Source organism: Ewingella sp. AOP8-B2-18 (assembly GCF_052376015.1).
Lineage (GTDB): Bacteria > Pseudomonadota > Gammaproteobacteria > Enterobacterales > Enterobacteriaceae > Ewingella > Ewingella allii.
In genome coordinates this window covers 1-16811 of record NZ_JBQSVB010000017.1, presented here as the reverse complement: position 1 = coordinate 16811, position 16811 = coordinate 1, and the positions used below count along the sequence as shown (strand labels likewise).

Annotated in this window: 15 protein-coding genes and 1 tRNA gene; 8 read left to right on the top strand and 8 right to left on the bottom strand. The window is 56.6% G+C overall.

Translation table 11 applies throughout. The features are described 5' to 3' along the window. Positions 1-28: 28 nt before the first annotated feature. Positions 29-919 (bottom strand): DNA-binding transcriptional regulator YafC, encoded by an 891-nt coding sequence (yafC, locus tag ACT3RR_RS21310; protein ID WP_485901905.1) that lies wholly within the window; start codon positions 917-919, stop codon positions 29-31. A gap of 106 nt (positions 920-1025) precedes the next feature. On the opposite strand from yafC, the gene ACT3RR_RS21305 reads away from it, so the two are divergent. Together ACT3RR_RS21305 and ACT3RR_RS21300 are read left to right on the top strand one after the other, a co-directional pair. Then, entirely contained in the window at positions 1026-2201 is a 1176-nt protein-coding gene (locus tag ACT3RR_RS21305) for an MFS transporter (protein ID WP_353501126.1), read from the top strand. A 240-nt stretch (positions 2202-2441) separates the two neighbouring features. After that, positions 2442-3251 (top strand): endonuclease/exonuclease/phosphatase family protein, encoded by an 810-nt coding sequence (locus ACT3RR_RS21300; protein ID WP_353501127.1) that lies wholly within the window; start codon positions 2442-2444, stop codon positions 3249-3251. Positions 3252-3329: 78 nt separating this feature from the next. Here the strand turns inward: ACT3RR_RS21300 and mltD are convergent, their stop codons facing one another. Both mltD and gloB read right to left on the bottom strand, forming a co-directional pair. Next, complete coding sequence (mltD, locus tag ACT3RR_RS21295) at positions 3330-4715, bottom strand: murein transglycosylase D (protein ID WP_353501128.1); 1386 nt, start codon at positions 4713-4715, stop codon at positions 3330-3332. A 70-nt stretch (positions 4716-4785) separates the two neighbouring features. Next, positions 4786-5541: a hydroxyacylglutathione hydrolase gene (gene gloB, locus ACT3RR_RS21290; RefSeq protein ID WP_396130050.1), complete on the bottom strand. Its 756-nt coding sequence runs from the start codon at positions 5539-5541 to the stop codon at positions 4786-4788. Between the two features lie 43 nt (positions 5542-5584). Between gloB and ACT3RR_RS21285 the strand changes: the two genes are divergently transcribed. Beyond that, positions 5585-6319, top strand: a complete 735-nt coding sequence (locus ACT3RR_RS21285; RefSeq protein ID WP_485901900.1) for a class I SAM-dependent methyltransferase — start codon at positions 5585-5587, stop codon at positions 6317-6319. On the opposite strand, the gene rnhA is transcribed toward ACT3RR_RS21285, so the two are convergent. Then, positions 6316-6783 (bottom strand): ribonuclease HI, encoded by a 468-nt coding sequence (gene rnhA / locus ACT3RR_RS21280; protein ID WP_437341988.1) that lies wholly within the window; start codon positions 6781-6783, stop codon positions 6316-6318. The two genes, ACT3RR_RS21285 and rnhA, sit on opposite strands and share 4 nt — an antisense overlap. A gap of 69 nt (positions 6784-6852) precedes the next feature. On the opposite strand from rnhA, the gene dnaQ reads away from it, so the two are divergent. After that, entirely contained in the window at positions 6853-7602 is a 750-nt protein-coding gene (gene dnaQ, locus ACT3RR_RS21275) for a DNA polymerase III subunit epsilon (RefSeq protein WP_485901898.1), read from the top strand. Positions 7603-7725: 123 nt separating this feature from the next. Beyond that, a tRNA-Asp gene (locus ACT3RR_RS21270) sits at positions 7726-7802 on the top strand. Positions 7803-7937: 135 nt separating this feature from the next. Here the strand turns inward: ACT3RR_RS21270 and ACT3RR_RS21265 are convergent. The 4 genes from ACT3RR_RS21265 to ACT3RR_RS21250 all read right to left on the bottom strand — a co-directional run bounded on the left by ACT3RR_RS21265 (position 7938) and on the right by ACT3RR_RS21250 (position 13716). After that, entirely contained in the window at positions 7938-9236 is a 1299-nt protein-coding gene (locus ACT3RR_RS21265) for a c-type cytochrome (RefSeq protein ID WP_496201079.1), read from the bottom strand. Further along, positions 9233-11512: a molybdopterin cofactor-binding domain-containing protein gene (locus tag ACT3RR_RS21260; protein WP_496201078.1), complete on the bottom strand. Its 2280-nt coding sequence runs from the start codon at positions 11510-11512 to the stop codon at positions 9233-9235. The genes ACT3RR_RS21265 and ACT3RR_RS21260 overlap by 4 nt, the downstream gene beginning before the upstream one ends. Beyond that, positions 11509-11982 carry a (2Fe-2S)-binding protein gene (locus tag ACT3RR_RS21255; protein ID WP_496201077.1) on the bottom strand — a complete coding sequence of 158 codons (474 nt, stop codon included), beginning with the start codon at positions 11980-11982 and terminating at the stop codon, positions 11509-11511. The genes ACT3RR_RS21260 and ACT3RR_RS21255 overlap by 4 nt, the downstream gene beginning before the upstream one ends. A gap of 225 nt (positions 11983-12207) precedes the next feature. Further along, on the bottom strand, positions 12208-13716 hold the full coding sequence (locus tag ACT3RR_RS21250; RefSeq protein ID WP_496201076.1) for an NCS1 family nucleobase:cation symporter-1: 1509 nt from the start codon (positions 13714-13716) through the stop codon (positions 12208-12210). Positions 13717-13904: 188 nt separating this feature from the next. On the opposite strand from ACT3RR_RS21250, the gene ACT3RR_RS21245 reads away from it, so the two are divergent. The 3 genes from ACT3RR_RS21245 to puuE are packed head-to-tail and all read left to right on the top strand — an operon-like array spanning position 13905 to position 16337. Beyond that, a complete protein-coding gene (locus ACT3RR_RS21245) occupies positions 13905-14639 on the top strand; it encodes a GntR family transcriptional regulator (protein ID WP_496201075.1) in 735 nt (244 codons plus the stop codon). Next, positions 14639-15406, top strand: coding sequence for an allantoin racemase (gene hpxA / locus ACT3RR_RS21240; RefSeq protein WP_353501136.1), 768 nt, complete (start codon positions 14639-14641; stop codon positions 15404-15406). Before ACT3RR_RS21245 ends, hpxA begins: the two co-directional genes overlap by 1 nt. Then, positions 15399-16337, top strand: a complete 939-nt coding sequence (puuE, locus tag ACT3RR_RS21235) for an allantoinase PuuE (protein WP_496201074.1) — start codon at positions 15399-15401, stop codon at positions 16335-16337. The genes hpxA and puuE overlap by 8 nt, the downstream gene beginning before the upstream one ends. The last annotated feature ends 474 nt before the right edge of the window (positions 16338-16811 follow it).

Here is a 16811-nt window from a genome sequence, read left to right as displayed (position 1 = left end):
CCCATGCTTAGGCATGGGTTTTTTCGTTTTAGGCAGGGTTGAGCTTTTCACTGAGAAAATCGATAAAGCAGCGAATGCGTGTGCTGACCGTCTGATCGCTATAATAGACCGCGTGCAGCGGCATGGAGATCCGCATGGTGTCGGGGATCAGCAGTTCTACCAAATCTCCACGGTCCACATCCGGCTGGGTCATAAAGTCCGACAGGCAGGCAATGCCGTTGCCCATCAGGCAGAGCTGGCGCAGCGTCTCGCCACTTCCCGAGCTAATAAACGGCGTGATGGTTAACTGCTGGCCATCGGCGCACAGCAGCGGCCACTTATTCAGCGCCAACACTTCGTTAAAGCCCAGACAGCGATGCTTCTTCAAGTCATCGGTGGATTGCGGCGCCCCCCACTTCTCCAGATAGGCGGGCGAGGCCAGCACCCGGCGATAGCTCAACATCAGCTTGCGGGCGCGCAGGCTGGAGTCTTCCAACTCTCCCACGCGAATCGCGACATCCACCTTTTGGTCAATCAGATTGATATTGCTCTCGGAGGAGAACAGCGCCAGCGACATCTTGGGAAAGCGTTCGGTGAATTCGGCCACCAGAGGGGACACCACGTGCAGGATAACCGGCGTGGCGGCGTCCACGCGCAGCAGCCCCTGCGGGTCATCGCGATGCTCGAGCAGGTCGTCCTCGGCGGCGGCCATCTCCTGCAAAATCTTCTGCACGCGGACAAAATAGCGCTCGCCTTCGTGGGTCAGGCTTATCTGGCGGGTGGTGCGATTAAGCAGGGTAATGCCCAGCTTCTGCTCGAGGCGTTTCAGGGTGCGGCTGACCACCGAATTGTCTTGTTCGAGCTGTTCAGCGGCGCGGCTGAAACTGCCCATTTCAACCACGGTGACAAAGGTCATTAACTCTTCCGAACTGGCTTTCATTGATGTCACTCCAGCAGAAATCATTTGATACTTTGGTTATTTCTGTCATTTAAGCACAAGCAGATAATAGCCGCCATCAAATCGATATTCATTGTGGAGTAAGGTTATGCCTCTTGCATTGTTAGCGCTGACCATCAGCGCATTCGCTATAGGAACCACCGAGTTCGTGATTGTTGGGCTGATCCCAACCATCGCGGATCAACTGGGTGTTTCAGTGCCATCAGCCGGTTTGCTGGTGTCTATTTATGCCGTGGGTGTGGCCGTTGGCGCACCTGTTCTGACGGCGATGACCGGCCGCGTGCCGCGTAAAGCGCTGCTGATTGGCCTGATGGTGTTCTTCACCATCGGCAACCTGTTGGCGTGGCAGTCACCCAACTACAGCACGCTGGTGGTGGCGCGGCTCCTGACCGGGCTGGCGCACGGCGTGTTCTTCTCGATTGGTTCGACTATCGCCACCAGTCTGGTGTCGAAAGAGAAAGCGGCGTCGGCTATCGCGCTCATGTTTGGCGGGCTGACCGTGGCACTGGTGACCGGCGTGCCGCTGGGGACCTTTATCGGGCAGCATTTCGGCTGGCGAGAAACCTTCCTGGCCGTCACGCTGATTGGGGTGATTGCTATTATTGCCAGCGCGATTCTGGTGCCGAATAACATCAAAAATGGCCCTTCGGCGAAGATTGCCGATCAGCTAAAAGTATTGATGAACCCACGCCTGCTGCTGATTTACGCAGTCACCGCGCTGGGCTACGGTGGGGTGTTCACCACCTTCACCTTCCTCGCGCCGATGATGCAGCAGCAGGCCGGTTTCTCCGCCAGCATGGTGAGCTGGATCCTGCTGGCCTATGGCGTGTCAGTGGCTATCGGCAACATCTGGGGCGGCAAGCTGGCGGATAAACACGGCGCGGTGAAAGCCCTGAGCATCATCTTCGCGGCGCTGGCTATCATCCTGTTTGTGTTCCAGTTCACCGCCAACTTTGCAATCCCGGCACTGATCACCCTAATGGTGATGGGCATCTTCGCCTTCGGCAACGTGCCTGGTTTGCAGGTGTACGTGGTGCAGAAAGCAGAAGAAGTGACGCCGAACGCGGTAGACGTGGCTTCCGGCCTGAACATCGCCGCCTTCAACGTCGGGATTGCTATCGGTTCCGTGGTTGGCGGACAGGTGGTGTCGAGCATTGGTTTGGCGCAAACGCCGTGGATTGGCGCGGTGATTGTGCTCGGCGCACTGGCGCTGATTCGCCTGAGTGGTCATTTGGATAAGAAAAACCAGCTGGCCATGGCCTAAGGCTTTCCGGCAGTGCAACGCGCGGCTCACCCTCGGGTGGGCCGTTTTGCTTTCAAGGATTAACTCATTAACAAGGCATACCAAAAATCCTATGCTACCTTGATAACAGAACGCCGACGGTCAGGCGGGCAGGGTGTATACGATTGTAAACAGATTTGGCCTGAGCACTGACGGGCGTATACTGAAACGTCCGCTGCCTTCGAGCAGCATGATTTTTGATTGAGTGAATAGGCGATAAGCGTGCCGAAAAGAACATATGCAATGAGGTATGTTGCAGGTCAACCGGTCGAGCAGATCTTTCCAGGTGCCATGGCACATCTCAGTACTGGATTGCCTCCCGGAGCCGCGCTGCCCAATTCCAATACTCTACGCGTGATGGTGTGGAACATTTTCAAGCAACAACGGGCCGACTGGCTTTCGGTGTTGCAAGGTTTTGGCAAAGATGCCCAGCTGGTGTTGCTGCAAGAAGCGCAAACTACTCCGGAGCTGATTCGATTTGCCACCTCTCACTATTTGGCCGCCGATCAGGTTCCGGCCTATATGCTGCCTCAGCACCCCTCTGGCGTGATGACGCTCTCCGCTGCCCATCCGGTCTACTGCTGCCCCCTGCGCGAGCGTGAGCCACTGCTACGTTTGGCTAAATCTGCATTGGTGACGGTCTACCCGCTGCTAGACGGCAGACTGCTGATGGTGGTGAACATCCACGCGGTGAATTTCAGCATCGGGGTGGATGTCTACAGCAAGCAGCTGGAGACCATCGGCGAGCAGATTGCGCACCACAAAGGGCCGGTGGTGATGGCGGGGGACTTCAACGCCTGGAGCCGTCAGCGCATCAACGCCTTGTTCGGGTTCGCCAATAACATTCGTCTGCAAGAGGTGAGGTTCCCGTCTGACTTCCGCCGTCGCGCCTTTGGCCGCCCGCTGGATTTTATCTTCTATCGCGATTTGAGCGTCACCCATGCGACGGTGATGGAAACGCAGGCGTCGGACCATAACCCGCTGCTGGTGGAGTTTCTGGCCGATCAGAGCGCGGCGAACAAAGCTCTGTAAGCCGATTCCCGCAAATTTGAGCATAAAAAAAAGCACCCGAAAGGGTGCTTTTTTGTAGGGATGACGCTGCGCATAGCATCAGGTGTCTGGCGTTAACTTATTGCTGACAAACAGAGTCAGCTTAGTGCCGGGCTGAAGGTTGTCTGTGCCAGCATTCCAGCGCATCACATCTTTGATGTTTACGCCGTGACGCTTAGCAATGCTCGACAACGAATCGCCTTTGCGAACCTGATACGTAATACTGCCGCCGTTACTGCTACTTGCCGAACTGACGCTGTTATCCGCCACTTGCAGGGTTTGCCCAACTTTTATCGCGCTCGCCGAGCGCAAATTGTTCCAACGCTGTAAATCACGGGTCTTAACGTTCAGTCTTGCTGCAATCCCTGACAAGCTATCGCCGGAGCGAACCTTGTAAGCTTTTGCGCCAGACGGAGCGTTGCTCGCTAGTCTGGTATTCTGCACGGCTTCGATGTCGCCATCGGCCAGAGAATCCTTCAACTGCGCTGCATGAGCCGTCGGTAACACAATGTAGTGCGGGCCGTTAGGCGCGGTAACATTTTGTTTGTAGCCAGTATTGTACGACTTAAGCTTAGTAAGTGACATGCCCGCCATCTCAGCCGCCTGAGTTAACTGCATCTGTTGCCCCACTTCAACACGCGCTAATGCGCGGTCTTGGCTCGGCGTCGGTAAGCTAATTCCGTACTTTTTGCTATGCTTTAAAATATCACTCAAGGCTAACATTTTCGGGACATAAATCGACGTTTCACGAGGAAGCGCCAGTGACCAGAAATCTGTCGGACGACCTTTAGCTTTATTCGCTTTCACCGCTTGCATGACTCGGCCTTCACCGCTGTTATACGCTGCGACAGTCAATAACCAGTCACCGCCAAACATCTTGTTTAGGTTTTGCATCATATCAAGCGCAGCAGTTGTAGACGCCACGACATCGCGACGACCGTCATACCACTGGTTTTGTTTCAAACCATAGTTGCGCCCCGTTTGTGGCACGATCTGCCACAGCCCCGCAGCGTTAGCTGATGAGGTTGCTTTAGGGTCAAAAGCGCTCTCCACTATGGGTAGCAGTACCAGTTCCATCGGCATATTGCGTTTCTTAATCTGCTCGGTGATCCAGTACATGTACGGCTCTGCCCGTAATGTTACATCGTGGAGATAGCTCTTATTTTTTAAGTATTTTACTTTTTGCTCACGGATCCGGGCATTTTCCGGAACCTTCATCTTCAGCTCGTCGCCAATGAAGTTCCACAGATTCTTTTGCGCGATAGAGTCATCATTGTCCAACCATCGCGAAGAGGTTAACCGCCCCCCATCTGTGTACTCTCCTGCTTCACTTTGACTTGCTGAAGACAAACTCTGTGCATGCTGTTCTGGCACCTTCACGTCCTGCCTGGACGCTTGGCAACCCACTAGCAACACCGAGGCGAAGATTATCGCTTTTGCCTTCATGTGTGTGTCAATAGTTGCTTAAAAGACGAGCGATAATACTTTGCTTAGCCCAAAAACACAACCTTTTGCTTCAGAAGCTATCCTTGAGGCCCCTTAGATGGGCGAAAACTTGCCAAGAAGGTTTTAAGGGATCGTTAAGGTTTAATTTGTTTTGTAAATCAATATCATCGCATCGTAAAAACAGGTTAATTTTACGTTCCAAACCTAGGGTTGTAGGCAGGGAAGGTTGCCCCTTTTTACGCATTTCCTGCACATTCTGTTCATGAGAATCAATATCAGAATCATCTGGCAGAATTGACCGGGCAAACTTAAGATTTGAGAGAGTATATTCGTGTGCCGCGCAGACTAAAGTGTCATCTGGAAGCTGAGCTAACTGTTGAAAGGATTGATACATTTGCTCAGGCGTCCCTTCGAACAATCGGCCGCATCCGGCGGAGAACATGGTATCTCCGCAGAATAGGTAAGGGGCGCTATAGTATGAAATATGACCTAAAGTGTGCCCGGGCGTAGCAAAGATGTGCCATTTCGCCCCGCCAATTTCGACCTCATCGCCGTTTTTAAGAATTTTCTTAGCACCTTTGCTCGCCGTTTCTTCAGGACCGTACACTTTTACAGCAGGGTAATGCGACAGAATCTCATTTACGCCGCCAACATGGTCATGATGATGATGGGTCAGCAGGATGTCAGTCGGGGTTAAATTGCGCGTTTTTAGCGCTTCCAGCACCGGGGCGGCTTCGCCGGGATCGACAATCAAACAGTGACCGTTCTGGTCATCCAATAACCAAATGTAATTGTCCTGCAAGGCGGGAATACTGATAAGATTCATAGATACCTCTCGTTGGCAAACGCTTGAAAGACGAAAATAAAATATGCTACCAGCCCGCACACGAAAAAAAATCACTGCGCCAGCTTCATGGGATGCATTCCCCTGCGGTGAGTATTACCGTGCCGCGCTTGAGCGACAACTTCAAGCATGGTGGGGCAAGTTATACGGTTTCCACCTATTAAAGATTGGCAGTTTGAGCGTTGAACTCGACACCTCAGGCTGCCCCATCTCCCATCAGGTTAACGTCGCTGAGCTGGGAGAAAATCTGCATGTCCAAGGCTCGCAGTACCAATTGCCCTTCGCACACAAATCGGTGGATGCCTGCCTGCTAGCCCATACTTTAGCCTATGCCGAAGACCCTCACCGGACTTTGCGTGAAGTTGATCGCGTGCTGATTGACGACGGCTGGCTGGTGTTAAGCAGCTTTAACCCGTTGAGTTTAGTTGGAATGGCCAAGCTGGTGCCCTTGGTGCGCAAACGCCAGCCTTATGTCAGCCAGATGTTTACCCAAACGCGCCTGCTCGATTGGCTGGGCTTACTTAATTATGAAGTGATGATGAAGAGCCGTTTTCAGGTGCTGCCGTGGTGCGCTAAGGGCGGGGAGACGCTGAGTACGCATCTGCCCGCTCTAGGCTGTATGACATTGATGGTGGCGCGTAAAAGGACGCTGCCGCTGACGCCGAGCGCCAAGAAGGTGCCGGCAAGGCGTCAGGCGATACCGCAGGCCGTGGGGGCCAGCAGCAAAAGTTATCGTAAAGATCACCAGAGCGAAGATTAACTCTCTGGTTTATAGCCCACGTCATCCAGCGTCGGATTGCCCGCCGCGTCGCGCGCCAGCACGTCACAACGTTCATTCTCCGGGTGGCCCGCGTGGCCTTTAACCCACATCCAGTTCAGCTTATGCCCCTGAATCGCCGCGTCCAGCCGTTGCCATAGATCGACATTCTTCACCGGCTTTTTGTCTGCCGTTTTCCAGCCGCGCTTCTTCCAGTTGTGGATCCAACTGGTGATGCCCTGACGAACATACTGGCTGTCGGTGCTTAAGGTCACTTCGCAAGGGGAGGTCAGTGCCTCAAGGGCCACAATCGCCGCCATCAGCTCCATGCGGTTATTGGTGGTTAGCCGGAAGCCGGCGCTGAACTCTTTTTCGTGTTGCTTGTAGCGCAAGATTGCGCCGAAACCACCGGGGCCGGGATTGCCAAGGCAAGAGCCGTCGGTGAAAATTTCTACCTGTTTGGTCATCTCTGGTAGACTCTTCCGCAGAAAGTAAAAGCCAAGTCTGACATAAACGAGCGCTGCGAGCACTGCAATATGATTTCTTCTCCTACCAGACAGATCGTTCTCGATACCGAAACTACCGGTATGAACAAACTCGGTGTTCATTACGAGGGGCATCGAATCATTGAAATCGGTGCGGTTGAGGTGATTAACCGTCGCCTTACCGGGCGCAATTTCCACGTCTATTTGAAGCCCGATCGTTTGGTCGATCCCGAAGCCTTTGGCGTTCACGGGATCAGTGACGAATTCCTCGCCGACAAACCCACCTTTGCCGACATCGCCGACGACTTCCTCGAGTACATTCGCGGCGGCGAGCTGGTTATCCATAACGCGACGTTCGACATCGGCTTTATGGATTACGAGTTCGGCATGCTGGGGCGTGGTATTGAGAAGACTGAAACCTTCTGCAAAATCACCGATACCCTGCAAATGGCGCGCAAGCTGTTCCCCGGCAAGCGCAACAGCCTTGATGCCCTCAGCGATCGCTATCTGATAGACAACAGCAAGCGTACTCTGCACGGCGCGTTGCTTGACTCCGAGATCCTCGCCGAAGTCTATCTGATGATGACCGGCGGTCAGACCATCATGAAATTCACCCACGAAGGCGACCAGAAAACCGGCGCGGACGGGCAGGGGATCCAGCGCATCGCCAGACCAGCTTCGGGTTTGAAAGTGATCCACGCCAGCGAGCAGGAGATGGTCTGGCACGAAGAGCGTTTGGATCTGGTGGTGAAGAAGGGTGGAAGCTGTTTATGGCGGCCACAACCGGCGGCGGAAGAGTAAGAAATTGCCTTTAAAATGCTCGTCTTGCAGAAAAACTGCTCAGTCGAGCGAAATTGTCAGGAAAAGCATTGACGCCATCGCGGGCATTCCTTAATATCCGCTCCGTTCTTAACCGAACGGCGCGGAGCGGTAGTTCAGTTGGTTAGAATACCTGCCTGTCACGCAGGGGGTCGCGGGTTCGAGCCCCGTCCGTTCCGCCAACATTCAGAAGCCCTGAGTTAGCAATAACTCAGGGCTTCGTTGTTTCTGCTTTCTGCAAAACAAACTTCCTGTAAGCATAAAAAAACCGGCGTAAGTTGTTCCTCACGCCGGTTTGTCTTCTTCCTATTTACTGCTTATTTCACTGCGGTTTCTGCCCGCACTTCGCTGACTTTGTGCTGCAAGTCAGGCCACGCGGCTTTTCCAGCATACTCTTGGCGCAAATAATTCAGCAAAGTGGCAATCTGCGCATCACTCAGGTTATGGCGAAACGCGGGCATAAAGCCCAGCTCGGCCTTGGCCGGATGCTGAATACCGTCGAGCACGATGCGAATCGCATTGTCCGGCGAGTCGGTAAACAGGTTGGTGTTGAGTGCCAGAGAAGGGCGCACGCCGGTCATCTGCGGGCCTTTCTCCTGCGCGTGGCAGGCCATGCAGGAGCCGGAGAACAGCCGCGCGCCTTCCGAGGTCAGAGGCTCTACCTTGCTTTCCGCGCGTTGATTCAGTTCAGCCGCGCTGCCCTGCGGCGCGCTGTCACTCTGGAACGACATCAGATAAGTGGCAATGGCCTGCAGGTCTTCTGGCGGCAGTTGCGACAAACCTTCTGCGACCACTGGCCCCATCGGCCCGGCGGCGACGCCGTGGTTGGCCGAATAGCCGCTGCGCATAAAGGTGACGAAATCCTCGTGAGTCCACTTCAGCGGCGCGTCGGAGTTAGCCACCAGTGACGGCGCGGTCCAGCCTTCGGCCACGCCTCCGCTCAGATGGTCCTTGCCGCCTTTCTCACCAAACATCAGGTTGCGCGGCGAGTGGCAGGCGCTACAGTGCCCCAGCCCTTCGGTCAGATATTCCCCGCGCTGCCACTCGGCGCTCTTGCTGCTGTCAGTCTTCAACTCGCCCGGTTTGAGGAACAGCCAGTTCCAGGTCACGATGCCCTGACGAATGTTGAACGGGAAGCTCAGCGCAGTTTCCGGCGGCGAGTATTTCACCGGCGGCTGCGACATCAGATAGGCATACAGCGCCTCGAGATCAGCATCGCTGGTGCGGGTAAAGGCGGTATAAGGGAAGGCCGGATAGAGGTAATTACCCTCGCGGTCTACCCCGTGGCGCATCGCCCGCTTAAAGGCGGCGAAGGACCACGTGCCGATGCCGGTTTCGGCGTCCGGCGTGATGTTGGTGGAGTAAATCGTGCCGAAGGGGATCTCCATCGCCAGCCCGCCGGTATTGCGCTCGCCGCCGGAGCGGGTGTGGCATACGGCGCAGTCGCCGAGGTCCGCCAGCTTGCGGCCTTGCTCGATTTTCTCCGGGCTGAAGGTCTGAGTGCCCGGCTGTTTCAACGGCGCGATTTCCGGTTGCCAGCTGATGGTCGCGCCGCCAATCACTATCGCCAGCACCGCCACTGCGCCCCATCCGGCGACTTTCTTTATCTTACTCATGCTTTGTCTTCCTTAACCTGAGCTGCGGATTCCAGTGCTTTTAGCACGCGTTCCGGTGTAAAGGGGACTTCGCGCATTCGCACGCCCAGTGCGTCAAACAGCGCATTGCCGACCGCCGCTGCGCTTGGTACCGACGCCGACTCCCCCGCGCCCATTGGCGGCTCGTCGGGGTAGTCCAGCAGTTGAATATCCACCTGCGGCAACTCGTCAAAGCGCAGGATCGGATAGCCGCCCCATTCGAGCGAAGTGGTGCCCGCGCCGTCAAAGGTGGCGAACTCCTTCAGCACGCGGCTGGTGGACTGAATAATGTTGCCGTGAACCTGATGCTTTACCCCCGCCGGGTTGATCATCCGGCCACAGTCGTGGGCGACGAAAATCTTGTCGATTTTGATCTGCCCGGTTTTACGATTCACGCTCAGGTCGCAGACCCACGCGGCCCATGCCGCGCCGAAGCCGGGGAATTTACTGTGGAAGTAGCGGGCGTAGGCGAAACCGCGCCCGGTCACCACCTCCTGATTCGCCGGAGCTGGCTGGCGATGGGCCGGGCCGTCTTGCCAATTGCACTGCTTTTTCAGCGCGGCGATCAGCTTAATGGCGCGGTCATCTTTCAGGTATTGCAGGCGATAGGCGATGGGATCTTGCCCCGCCAGATAGGCCATTTCATCAATCCACGACTCATGGGCGAAGACGTTCGGCAGGGCCGAGACGCCGCGCATCCACGAGGCGCGCACAATCGGCGCGGCATCCTGCGACAGCACCCGCATGTGCGGATATTCATATTGCGGAATGGCGGTACGGTCGCCCATCTGCTGCACATCGGCGGTGTTCGGCACTTTGCCGGTCAGCACCAAAGGCAGCGTTACGGCGTTGTTTGACGGATAACTGGTTTTTAGCTCGTAAGCCGCCACCTGCAATTGCTTATCCAGACCACCGCGCACGCGAATCAGCTGGCCGGTGCCTTTCGGCTCCCAGCCTGACTCTTGGTCGCGCATCAGCTGCACGCGCACGGGTTTACCCACGGCTTGCGACAGCAGGAGGGCATCGGCAGAGACGTCGTCGGCGCAGTTGCGGCCATAGCAGCCGGAGGCTTCCATACGGTTGATATGCACCTGCTCCGGCGCGCGATCCAGCAGCTTGGCGAGGTCTTTGCGCAGGTCATGGGGGTTCTGCGTGCCGGACCAGACTTCGGCTTTCTCCGCCGTGACGTCCGCCACTGCGCAGGATGGCCCGATAGAGGCGTGCAGGTGATAAGGCCAGACATAATCGGCGTCGGCGTGAATATGCAGACTGGATAGCGCTTCATCCGTACCGGCGTCGTTGCGCAGCATACGGTCAGTTTTTGGCGTCGCCGCCAGCGTGTCGTGCAGCTTATCCAGCGACAAGTCCGGCAGCCCGGCCCATTTTTTCCATTCGACTTTAAGCTGGCGCATGGCGGCAATCGCCTGCTCCTCGCGCTCGGCAACAATACCGATGAAATCTTTAATGACCACCACTTCGACGATGCCCGGCAGGTGGGCGATAGAGGCTTTATCCACCGAAATCAGGCTGTCGCCCAGCGGCGCGCTGCTGTCAGCACCGGCATAGGGCGGCCTGACCACGCGACCGTGCAGCATACCCGGCAGGCGCATGTCGTGAACATAGGTCAACTGGCCGGTGACTTTAGCGGGGATGTCCACCCGCGCCACCGGTTTGCCAACGTACTGGCTCTCTTTGACGCTTTTAAGCTGAACCGAGGTGTCGAGGGGCAGGTTGAGATCTTGGCCTTCTGCCAGCTGTGCGTAGCTCAGACGCTTGGCCGGGTGGGCTTCGACAAACACAAAGCCCTGCTCGGCGCGAAGCTGTTCGGCGGGCAGTTTGATGGCCTTGGCGGCAAGGGCTGTAAGCATCTCGCGCACCTGCGCCGCCGCCTGACGCAGCGGCACAGCGGAGACTTGCAGCGTGCTGCTGGCGATGGTCGGCCCCTGATTTGGGGTGCGATTGGTGTCGCCGAGGATCATGGTGACATCTTCAAAGCGCACGCCGATTTCATCCGCGACGATTTGCGCCAGCGAGGTGCGCACGCCGGTACCCAAATCGACGTGGCCGTTAAAGGCGGTGACCTTGCCGTCGGCAGACATCGCGATAAAGCTGTTCACGCGGTCCAGCGGGATATCGCCCACTTTGCTGGCGGCCGGAGTGCTGGCGAAGGCCGAAAGCGGCGAGACGAAAAGGCTGCTGACCATCACCACGCCGCCCGATTGCAGCAGGCGACGACGGGTTATTTCCAGAGTATTCATGCCTGACCTCGCTCAGCAATCAGCTGACGGGCCTTTTCGGCGGCGCGCAGAATTTCAATATGAGTGCCGCAACGGCACAGGTTGTAGGCCAGTTCGTTTTTGATTTCGTCTTCGCTGGCCTGCGGGTTTCTATCAAACAGGGCGACCAGCGTCATGATCATGCCATTGGCGCAATAGCCGCACTGCGCGGCCTGCTCGTCGATAAAGCCTTGCTGCACCGGGTGCAATTGGCCTTCGTCACCCAGCCCTTCCAGCGTGGTGATGGCTTTGCCCTGCACATCCGAAAGGGGGATGGAGCACGAGCGCGCGGCGACGCCGTCGATAAGCACGGTGCAGGCCCCGCACTCGCCAAGGCCGCAGCCATATTTCGGCCCATTCAGGCCCAGATCGTTGCGTAGGATATAAAGCAGAGGGGTGTCGGCACTGACATTGCTCAACGGCAGCATTTTGCCGTTAACATTAATTTCCATTGAAAAAACTCCATGTCGGGGCAGGCAATCCAAAAGCACGCCTGCCGCTGATGCGTTATATAATTATGTTTATCACGCTAATAATTAGCCTGTATTACCATGTGAATGGTATGTGAATTGGCGATGGGATTCATTAACAAAAGAAGGCAAAAAAGGGGTAGAAGCGCGGGGAAGGGGAGGAAAAACACCGCCGGAAAGGCCTCCGGCGGTGGTGAGATGAAGGCGTTACTCTTTGCCCATTTCTACTTTCGAGAAGTCAATTGACGGGCTGGCAGCGCGTTCGTGGCGAGCAATAACGCGGTAGGCGACGCCGGACAGGAACGCGCCGATAAACCAGCTAAAGTTGGCCACCTGGTGCAGGCTCGGGGTAAAGCTGATGAACAGCCCAATCACCACGGCAGGAAGCAGCGCCATGATAGCTTTCGGGTTGAAACCGTTGCGATACCAGTAGCGGCCGGACGGCGTGGCGTTGAACAGGGCGTCCACGTCCAGATGCCCGCGTTTAATCAGGTAGTAGTCCGCCAGCAGGATGCCGAACAGTGGCCCAATAAAGGCACCCAGCACGTCCAGCGTATAGTGGATAAGCTCCGGCGACTGGAACAGGTTCCACGGCGTTAACAGCACTGAGCCGACGGCGGCAATCATCCCACCGGTGCGGAAGCTGATTTTTTGCGGCGCGCAGTTGGAGAAGTCGAAGGCCGGAGAGACGAAGTTCGCCACAATGTTAATGCCGATGGTGGCGATGATCATGGTCAGCAGGCCGAGCGCCACCGCCACGCTGTTACCTACGCGGCTGACGGTTTCGATGGGATCAGTGATCATCTGGCCGAACAGCGACTGGGTGCCGGAGACAATCACTACGGTCACAATCGAGAACAGCAGGAAGTTAAACGGCAAGCCCCAGCGGTTGCCGCGACGGATCTCACCCATGTTTTTGGCGTAACGCGAGAAGTCACCAAAGTTGAGCAGCGGGCCTGAGAAGTAGGAAACAACCAGCGCGGTGGCGGTCAGCATCTCCCAGCTCTGCTGGCCGATGGTCAGGGTTTTACTCGCCAAGGTGAAAGAAATATTGCTGAAACCGGTTTTATAGACAATCCACCCCGCCAGCATCAGCATCACCACGTAGACGGCAGGCCCGGCGATATCAATAAAGCGCTTGATGGCGCTCATCCCGTGCCAGAACACCATCGCCTGCAACAGCCACATCACGCCGAAGCAGATCCAGCCCATTGCCGACAGCCCCAGCCAGTGCGGCACGGTCAGCGGATTGAGCGACGGGAAGAACTTCAGCAGCACCAGCATCAGGGCGCTGGCTGCCAGATAAGTTTGAATGCCGTACCACGCGAAGGCGATCAGCCCACGGATAACCGCTGGAATGTTTGCGCCGAATACGCCAAACGCCTGGCGGCAAATCACCGCGTAAGGCACCCCTGCCTGCTGGCTAGGTTTGGCCACCAGATTGGCAAAAATCTGCACGATGCAAATCCCGCACAGCAGGCACAGCAACACCTGCCAGCTGGAAAGCCCCAGCGTGAAGAAGCTGGCCGCCACCACGTAGCCGCCCATGCTGTGTACGTCCGACATCCAGAAAGAGAAGATGTTGTACCAGCTCCAGTTCTGATCGCGAGTCGGTGCTAAGTCGTCATTGCACAGCCGTGGGCTGTAGTGCGGTTTGATGATCCCCGCGCTCAATTCCGGCGAGGCGCTGGCGGAAGAGATTTCGTGATTTGGCATAAATCGTGCTCCTGTCATAAACACCGTGTCGAAGTGGGCACCGCAAGGTTGGCGGACCCAAAATTAAAGTCGTCACGAAGGCATTTGCAGGAAACAGGCCATATTTGATTTTTTGTATACAATATTTATTTTTTCTGTATACGATTAGCTCATAAAATGGCGCATCATCGAACAGCGGAGTGGGTGCAATGACCAGTTGGAGCGGGCTGAATACGGCCTATTTTACCGAGGATAAGGACGACCACATTTATAACGCGTTGGTGAAATCGATCGTCGAACACCAGCTGCTGCCGGGCAATAAATTACCCGAAGAAGCCTTGGCTCAGGCTTTTTCCGTCAGCCGTACGGGCATTCGCCGGGTGCTACAGCGCCTTGCCGCAGTGCAATTAGTGACGCTGTTGCCCAAGCGTGGTGCACACGTCACCTCGCCGGACGCCGATGAGTCGCGCGATGTTTTCACCACGCGCAAAATTCTTGAGTGCGCCAACCTGCCGCAGGTGGTGGCGCACTGTCAGTCCACCCACATCGCCGCGCTGAAGAAACTGTTGGAAGAGGAGAAGCTGGCCCACGAGGCGCGTAACGGCCCGGCAGCGATCCGCCTCTCCGCCGCGTTTCACGTCCAGCTACAGGCGATTTCTGGCAATAAAGTGCTGACCGAAGCCGTATCGCAACTAACCCTCCGCTCCTCGCTGGCGATCGCCGTGTGGGGCGCGCCGTGGCAGCAGGGCTGCCGCTGTACCGATCACGACGATCTGCTGGATCTGCTGAAAAACCGCGACGCCAAAGGTCTGGCTGACAGCATGGCGCACCACTTCGACCACATTGTTGCCAGCCTGCGGTTTGAGTCTCATCAGGATTTCGCGCCTGACTTTATGCAACTGTTCGCCGCCGACGCGGTAAAAGCCGACAAGGAGGCGCAGTGATGTCCACCGCCACAGGTAAACTTTGTATACAACTGATCAATCCGAATACCAGTCTGGGCATGACCGAGGTGATGGCCGCCACCGCGCGTCAGGTTGCAGCGCCCGGTACCGAGATTTTGGCGGTTTGCCCGGAAGAGGGCGCGCCGTCGATTGAAGGACATTTTGACGAAGCGATTGCCGCGATTGGCGTGTTGCAGCAGGTGAAAGCGGGCCGCGCGGCGGGCGTTGACGGGCATATCATCGCCTGCTTCGGCGACCCCGGCCTGCTGGCCGCCCGCGAGCTGGCACAGGCTCCGGTGATTGGCATCGCCGAGGCCGCCATGCACATGGCGACCCTGCTGGCGACCCGGTTTTCCATCGTCACCACCTTGCCGCGCACTTTAACCATTGCCCGCCATTTACTGCATCAGTACGGTTTTGAGCGCCACTGCGCCGCGCTTCACGCCATCGATTTGCCGGTGTTATCTCTGGATGACGGCAGCGGCCTGGCGCAGCAGAAGGTGCGCGAGCAGTGTATCGCCGCCAAGAAGTCAGACGGCAGCGGGGCGATCGTGCTTGGCTGTGGCGGCATGGCGGATCTGGCGCAGGAGCTGACTCTAGAGTTGGGGATCCCGGTGATCGACGGCGTGAGCGCGGCGGTCAAAATGCTTGAATCACTGGCGGCGCTGCGCCTGAGCACCAGCAAGCACGGTGATTTGGATTACCCGATTGAGAAGCCTCTTTCCGGGCGTTTCGCCGGATTGAATTTGGGAGGCGGCAATGTCTGATATCGATTACCGCTTCACCGATAATTACCCGCGCGACCTGATTGGCTATGCCGGTCGCCCGCCCCACGCCAACTGGCCGGGCAACGCGCGGATCGCGGTGCAGTTCGTGCTGAATTATGAAGAGGGTGCTGAGAATAACGTGCTGCACGGCGACGCGGGTTCTGAGCAGTTCCTGTCAGATATCATCGGCGCAGCCAGCTTCCCCGACCGCCATATGTCGATGGACTCTCTATACGAATATGGTTCTCGCGCCGGTTTTTGGCGTATTCATAATGAGTTTCAAAAACGCGGCCTGCCGTTAACGGTTTTCGGCGTGGCGATGGCGCTGGCGCGCAATCCGGAAATTGTCGCCGCCATCAAGCAGGCAGATTATGACGTGGTAAGTCACGGCTGGCGCTGGATCCACTATCAGGACATGAGCAAGGCGCAAGAAGCCGAGCATATGCATAAGGCGGTCAGCGTGCTGAAAGACCTGTTCGGCAGCGCACCGCTGGGCTGGTACACCGGCCGAGACAGCCCTAACACCCGCCAGCTGGTGGCCGAATACGGCGGTTTCCAATATGACAGCGACTACTACGGCGACGACCTGCCGTTCTGGACACCGGTCAAGCTGGACAGCGGCGAGGTGAAGCAGCATCTGGTCATCCCTTACACCTTAGAAACCAACGACATGCGTTTCGCCTCTCCTCAAGGTTTTAACACCGGCGAGCAGTTTTTCACCTATCTGAAAGACACCTTCGACGTGCTGTATGAAGAGGGGGAAACCAGCCCGAAAATGATGTCGATTGGCATGCACTGCCGAATACTAGGCCGCCCGGGGCGGTTCAGGGCTATGCAGCGGTTTCTTGATTACGTTCAGGGACATGACCATGTGTGGGTGTGTAAGAGGGGGGAGATCGCTGAGCATTGGTTTAAACATTTCGCTGTTTAATGTCGAGTAGTGGGGCTGCTGCCCTGACCTGCTTTTTAAATCTTTAACTTCAAATTCAAAACCGTGGGCGTCGGCCCACACCGACCAAGGGAGGCGTAAACGCGCCTCCCTTGGAACCCTGCGTTTTTTCTGTTGTGAGATCGAGGCTGCGCAGGGTCGGAATGGACGTGTTTCAGCGGCCACGGTGTTCGCCGCGAAGTGCCGCCGCTTAGGCGGTTCCCTCAGTTCGGGCTTCGAGCCATAGGTCTCGAACCACTCCTTCGGCGTCACTTCTGAACGCGGCCTACTGGCTTCTCAACCGAACCGTTTCGGTGGCTTATGTGAGAAATACCCCACCCCAACCCTCCCCTAAATAGGGGAGGGAGCAAGTCAAAACCCACTGAAACGGCACGATTTAGATGCCTCAAAACCGCAGTCAAAAATGGTGCTGAGCGAATGGTTCGAGACCAAAGGCTCGAAGCCTGAAGCGAGGGA

Bases quoted from the DNA above. Each gene is read 5' to 3' on its own strand.
- yafC (WP_485901905.1), bottom strand. From the start codon at position 919: ATGAAAGCCAGTTCGGAAGAGTTAATGACCTTTGTCACCGTGGTTGAA.
- ACT3RR_RS21305 (WP_353501126.1), top strand. From the start codon at position 1,026: ATGCCTCTTGCATTGTTAGCGCTGACCATCAGCGCATTCGCTATAGGA.
- mltD (WP_353501128.1), bottom strand. From the start codon at position 4,715: ATGAAGGCAAAAGCGATAATCTTCGCCTCGGTGTTGCTAGTGGGTTGC.
- gloB (WP_396130050.1), bottom strand. From the start codon at position 5,541: ATGAATCTTATCAGTATTCCCGCCTTGCAGGACAATTACATTTGGTTA.
- ACT3RR_RS21285 (WP_485901900.1), top strand. From the start codon at position 5,585: ATGCTACCAGCCCGCACACGAAAAAAAATCACTGCGCCAGCTTCATGG.
- rnhA (WP_437341988.1), bottom strand. From the start codon at position 6,783: ATGACCAAACAGGTAGAAATTTTCACCGACGGCTCTTGCCTTGGCAAT.
- dnaQ (WP_485901898.1), top strand. From the start codon at position 6,853: ATGATTTCTTCTCCTACCAGACAGATCGTTCTCGATACCGAAACTACC.
- ACT3RR_RS21265 (WP_496201079.1), bottom strand. From the start codon at position 9,236: ATGAGTAAGATAAAGAAAGTCGCCGGATGGGGCGCAGTGGCGGTGCTG.
- ACT3RR_RS21260 (WP_496201078.1), bottom strand. From the start codon at position 11,512: ATGAATACTCTGGAAATAACCCGTCGTCGCCTGCTGCAATCGGGCGGC.
- ACT3RR_RS21255 (WP_496201077.1), bottom strand. From the start codon at position 11,982: ATGGAAATTAATGTTAACGGCAAAATGCTGCCGTTGAGCAATGTCAGT.
- ACT3RR_RS21250 (WP_496201076.1), bottom strand. From the start codon at position 13,716: ATGCCAAATCACGAAATCTCTTCCGCCAGCGCCTCGCCGGAATTGAGC.
- ACT3RR_RS21245 (WP_496201075.1), top strand. From the start codon at position 13,905: ATGACCAGTTGGAGCGGGCTGAATACGGCCTATTTTACCGAGGATAAG.
- hpxA (WP_353501136.1), top strand. From the start codon at position 14,639: ATGTCCACCGCCACAGGTAAACTTTGTATACAACTGATCAATCCGAAT.
- puuE (WP_496201074.1), top strand. From the start codon at position 15,399: ATGTCTGATATCGATTACCGCTTCACCGATAATTACCCGCGCGACCTG.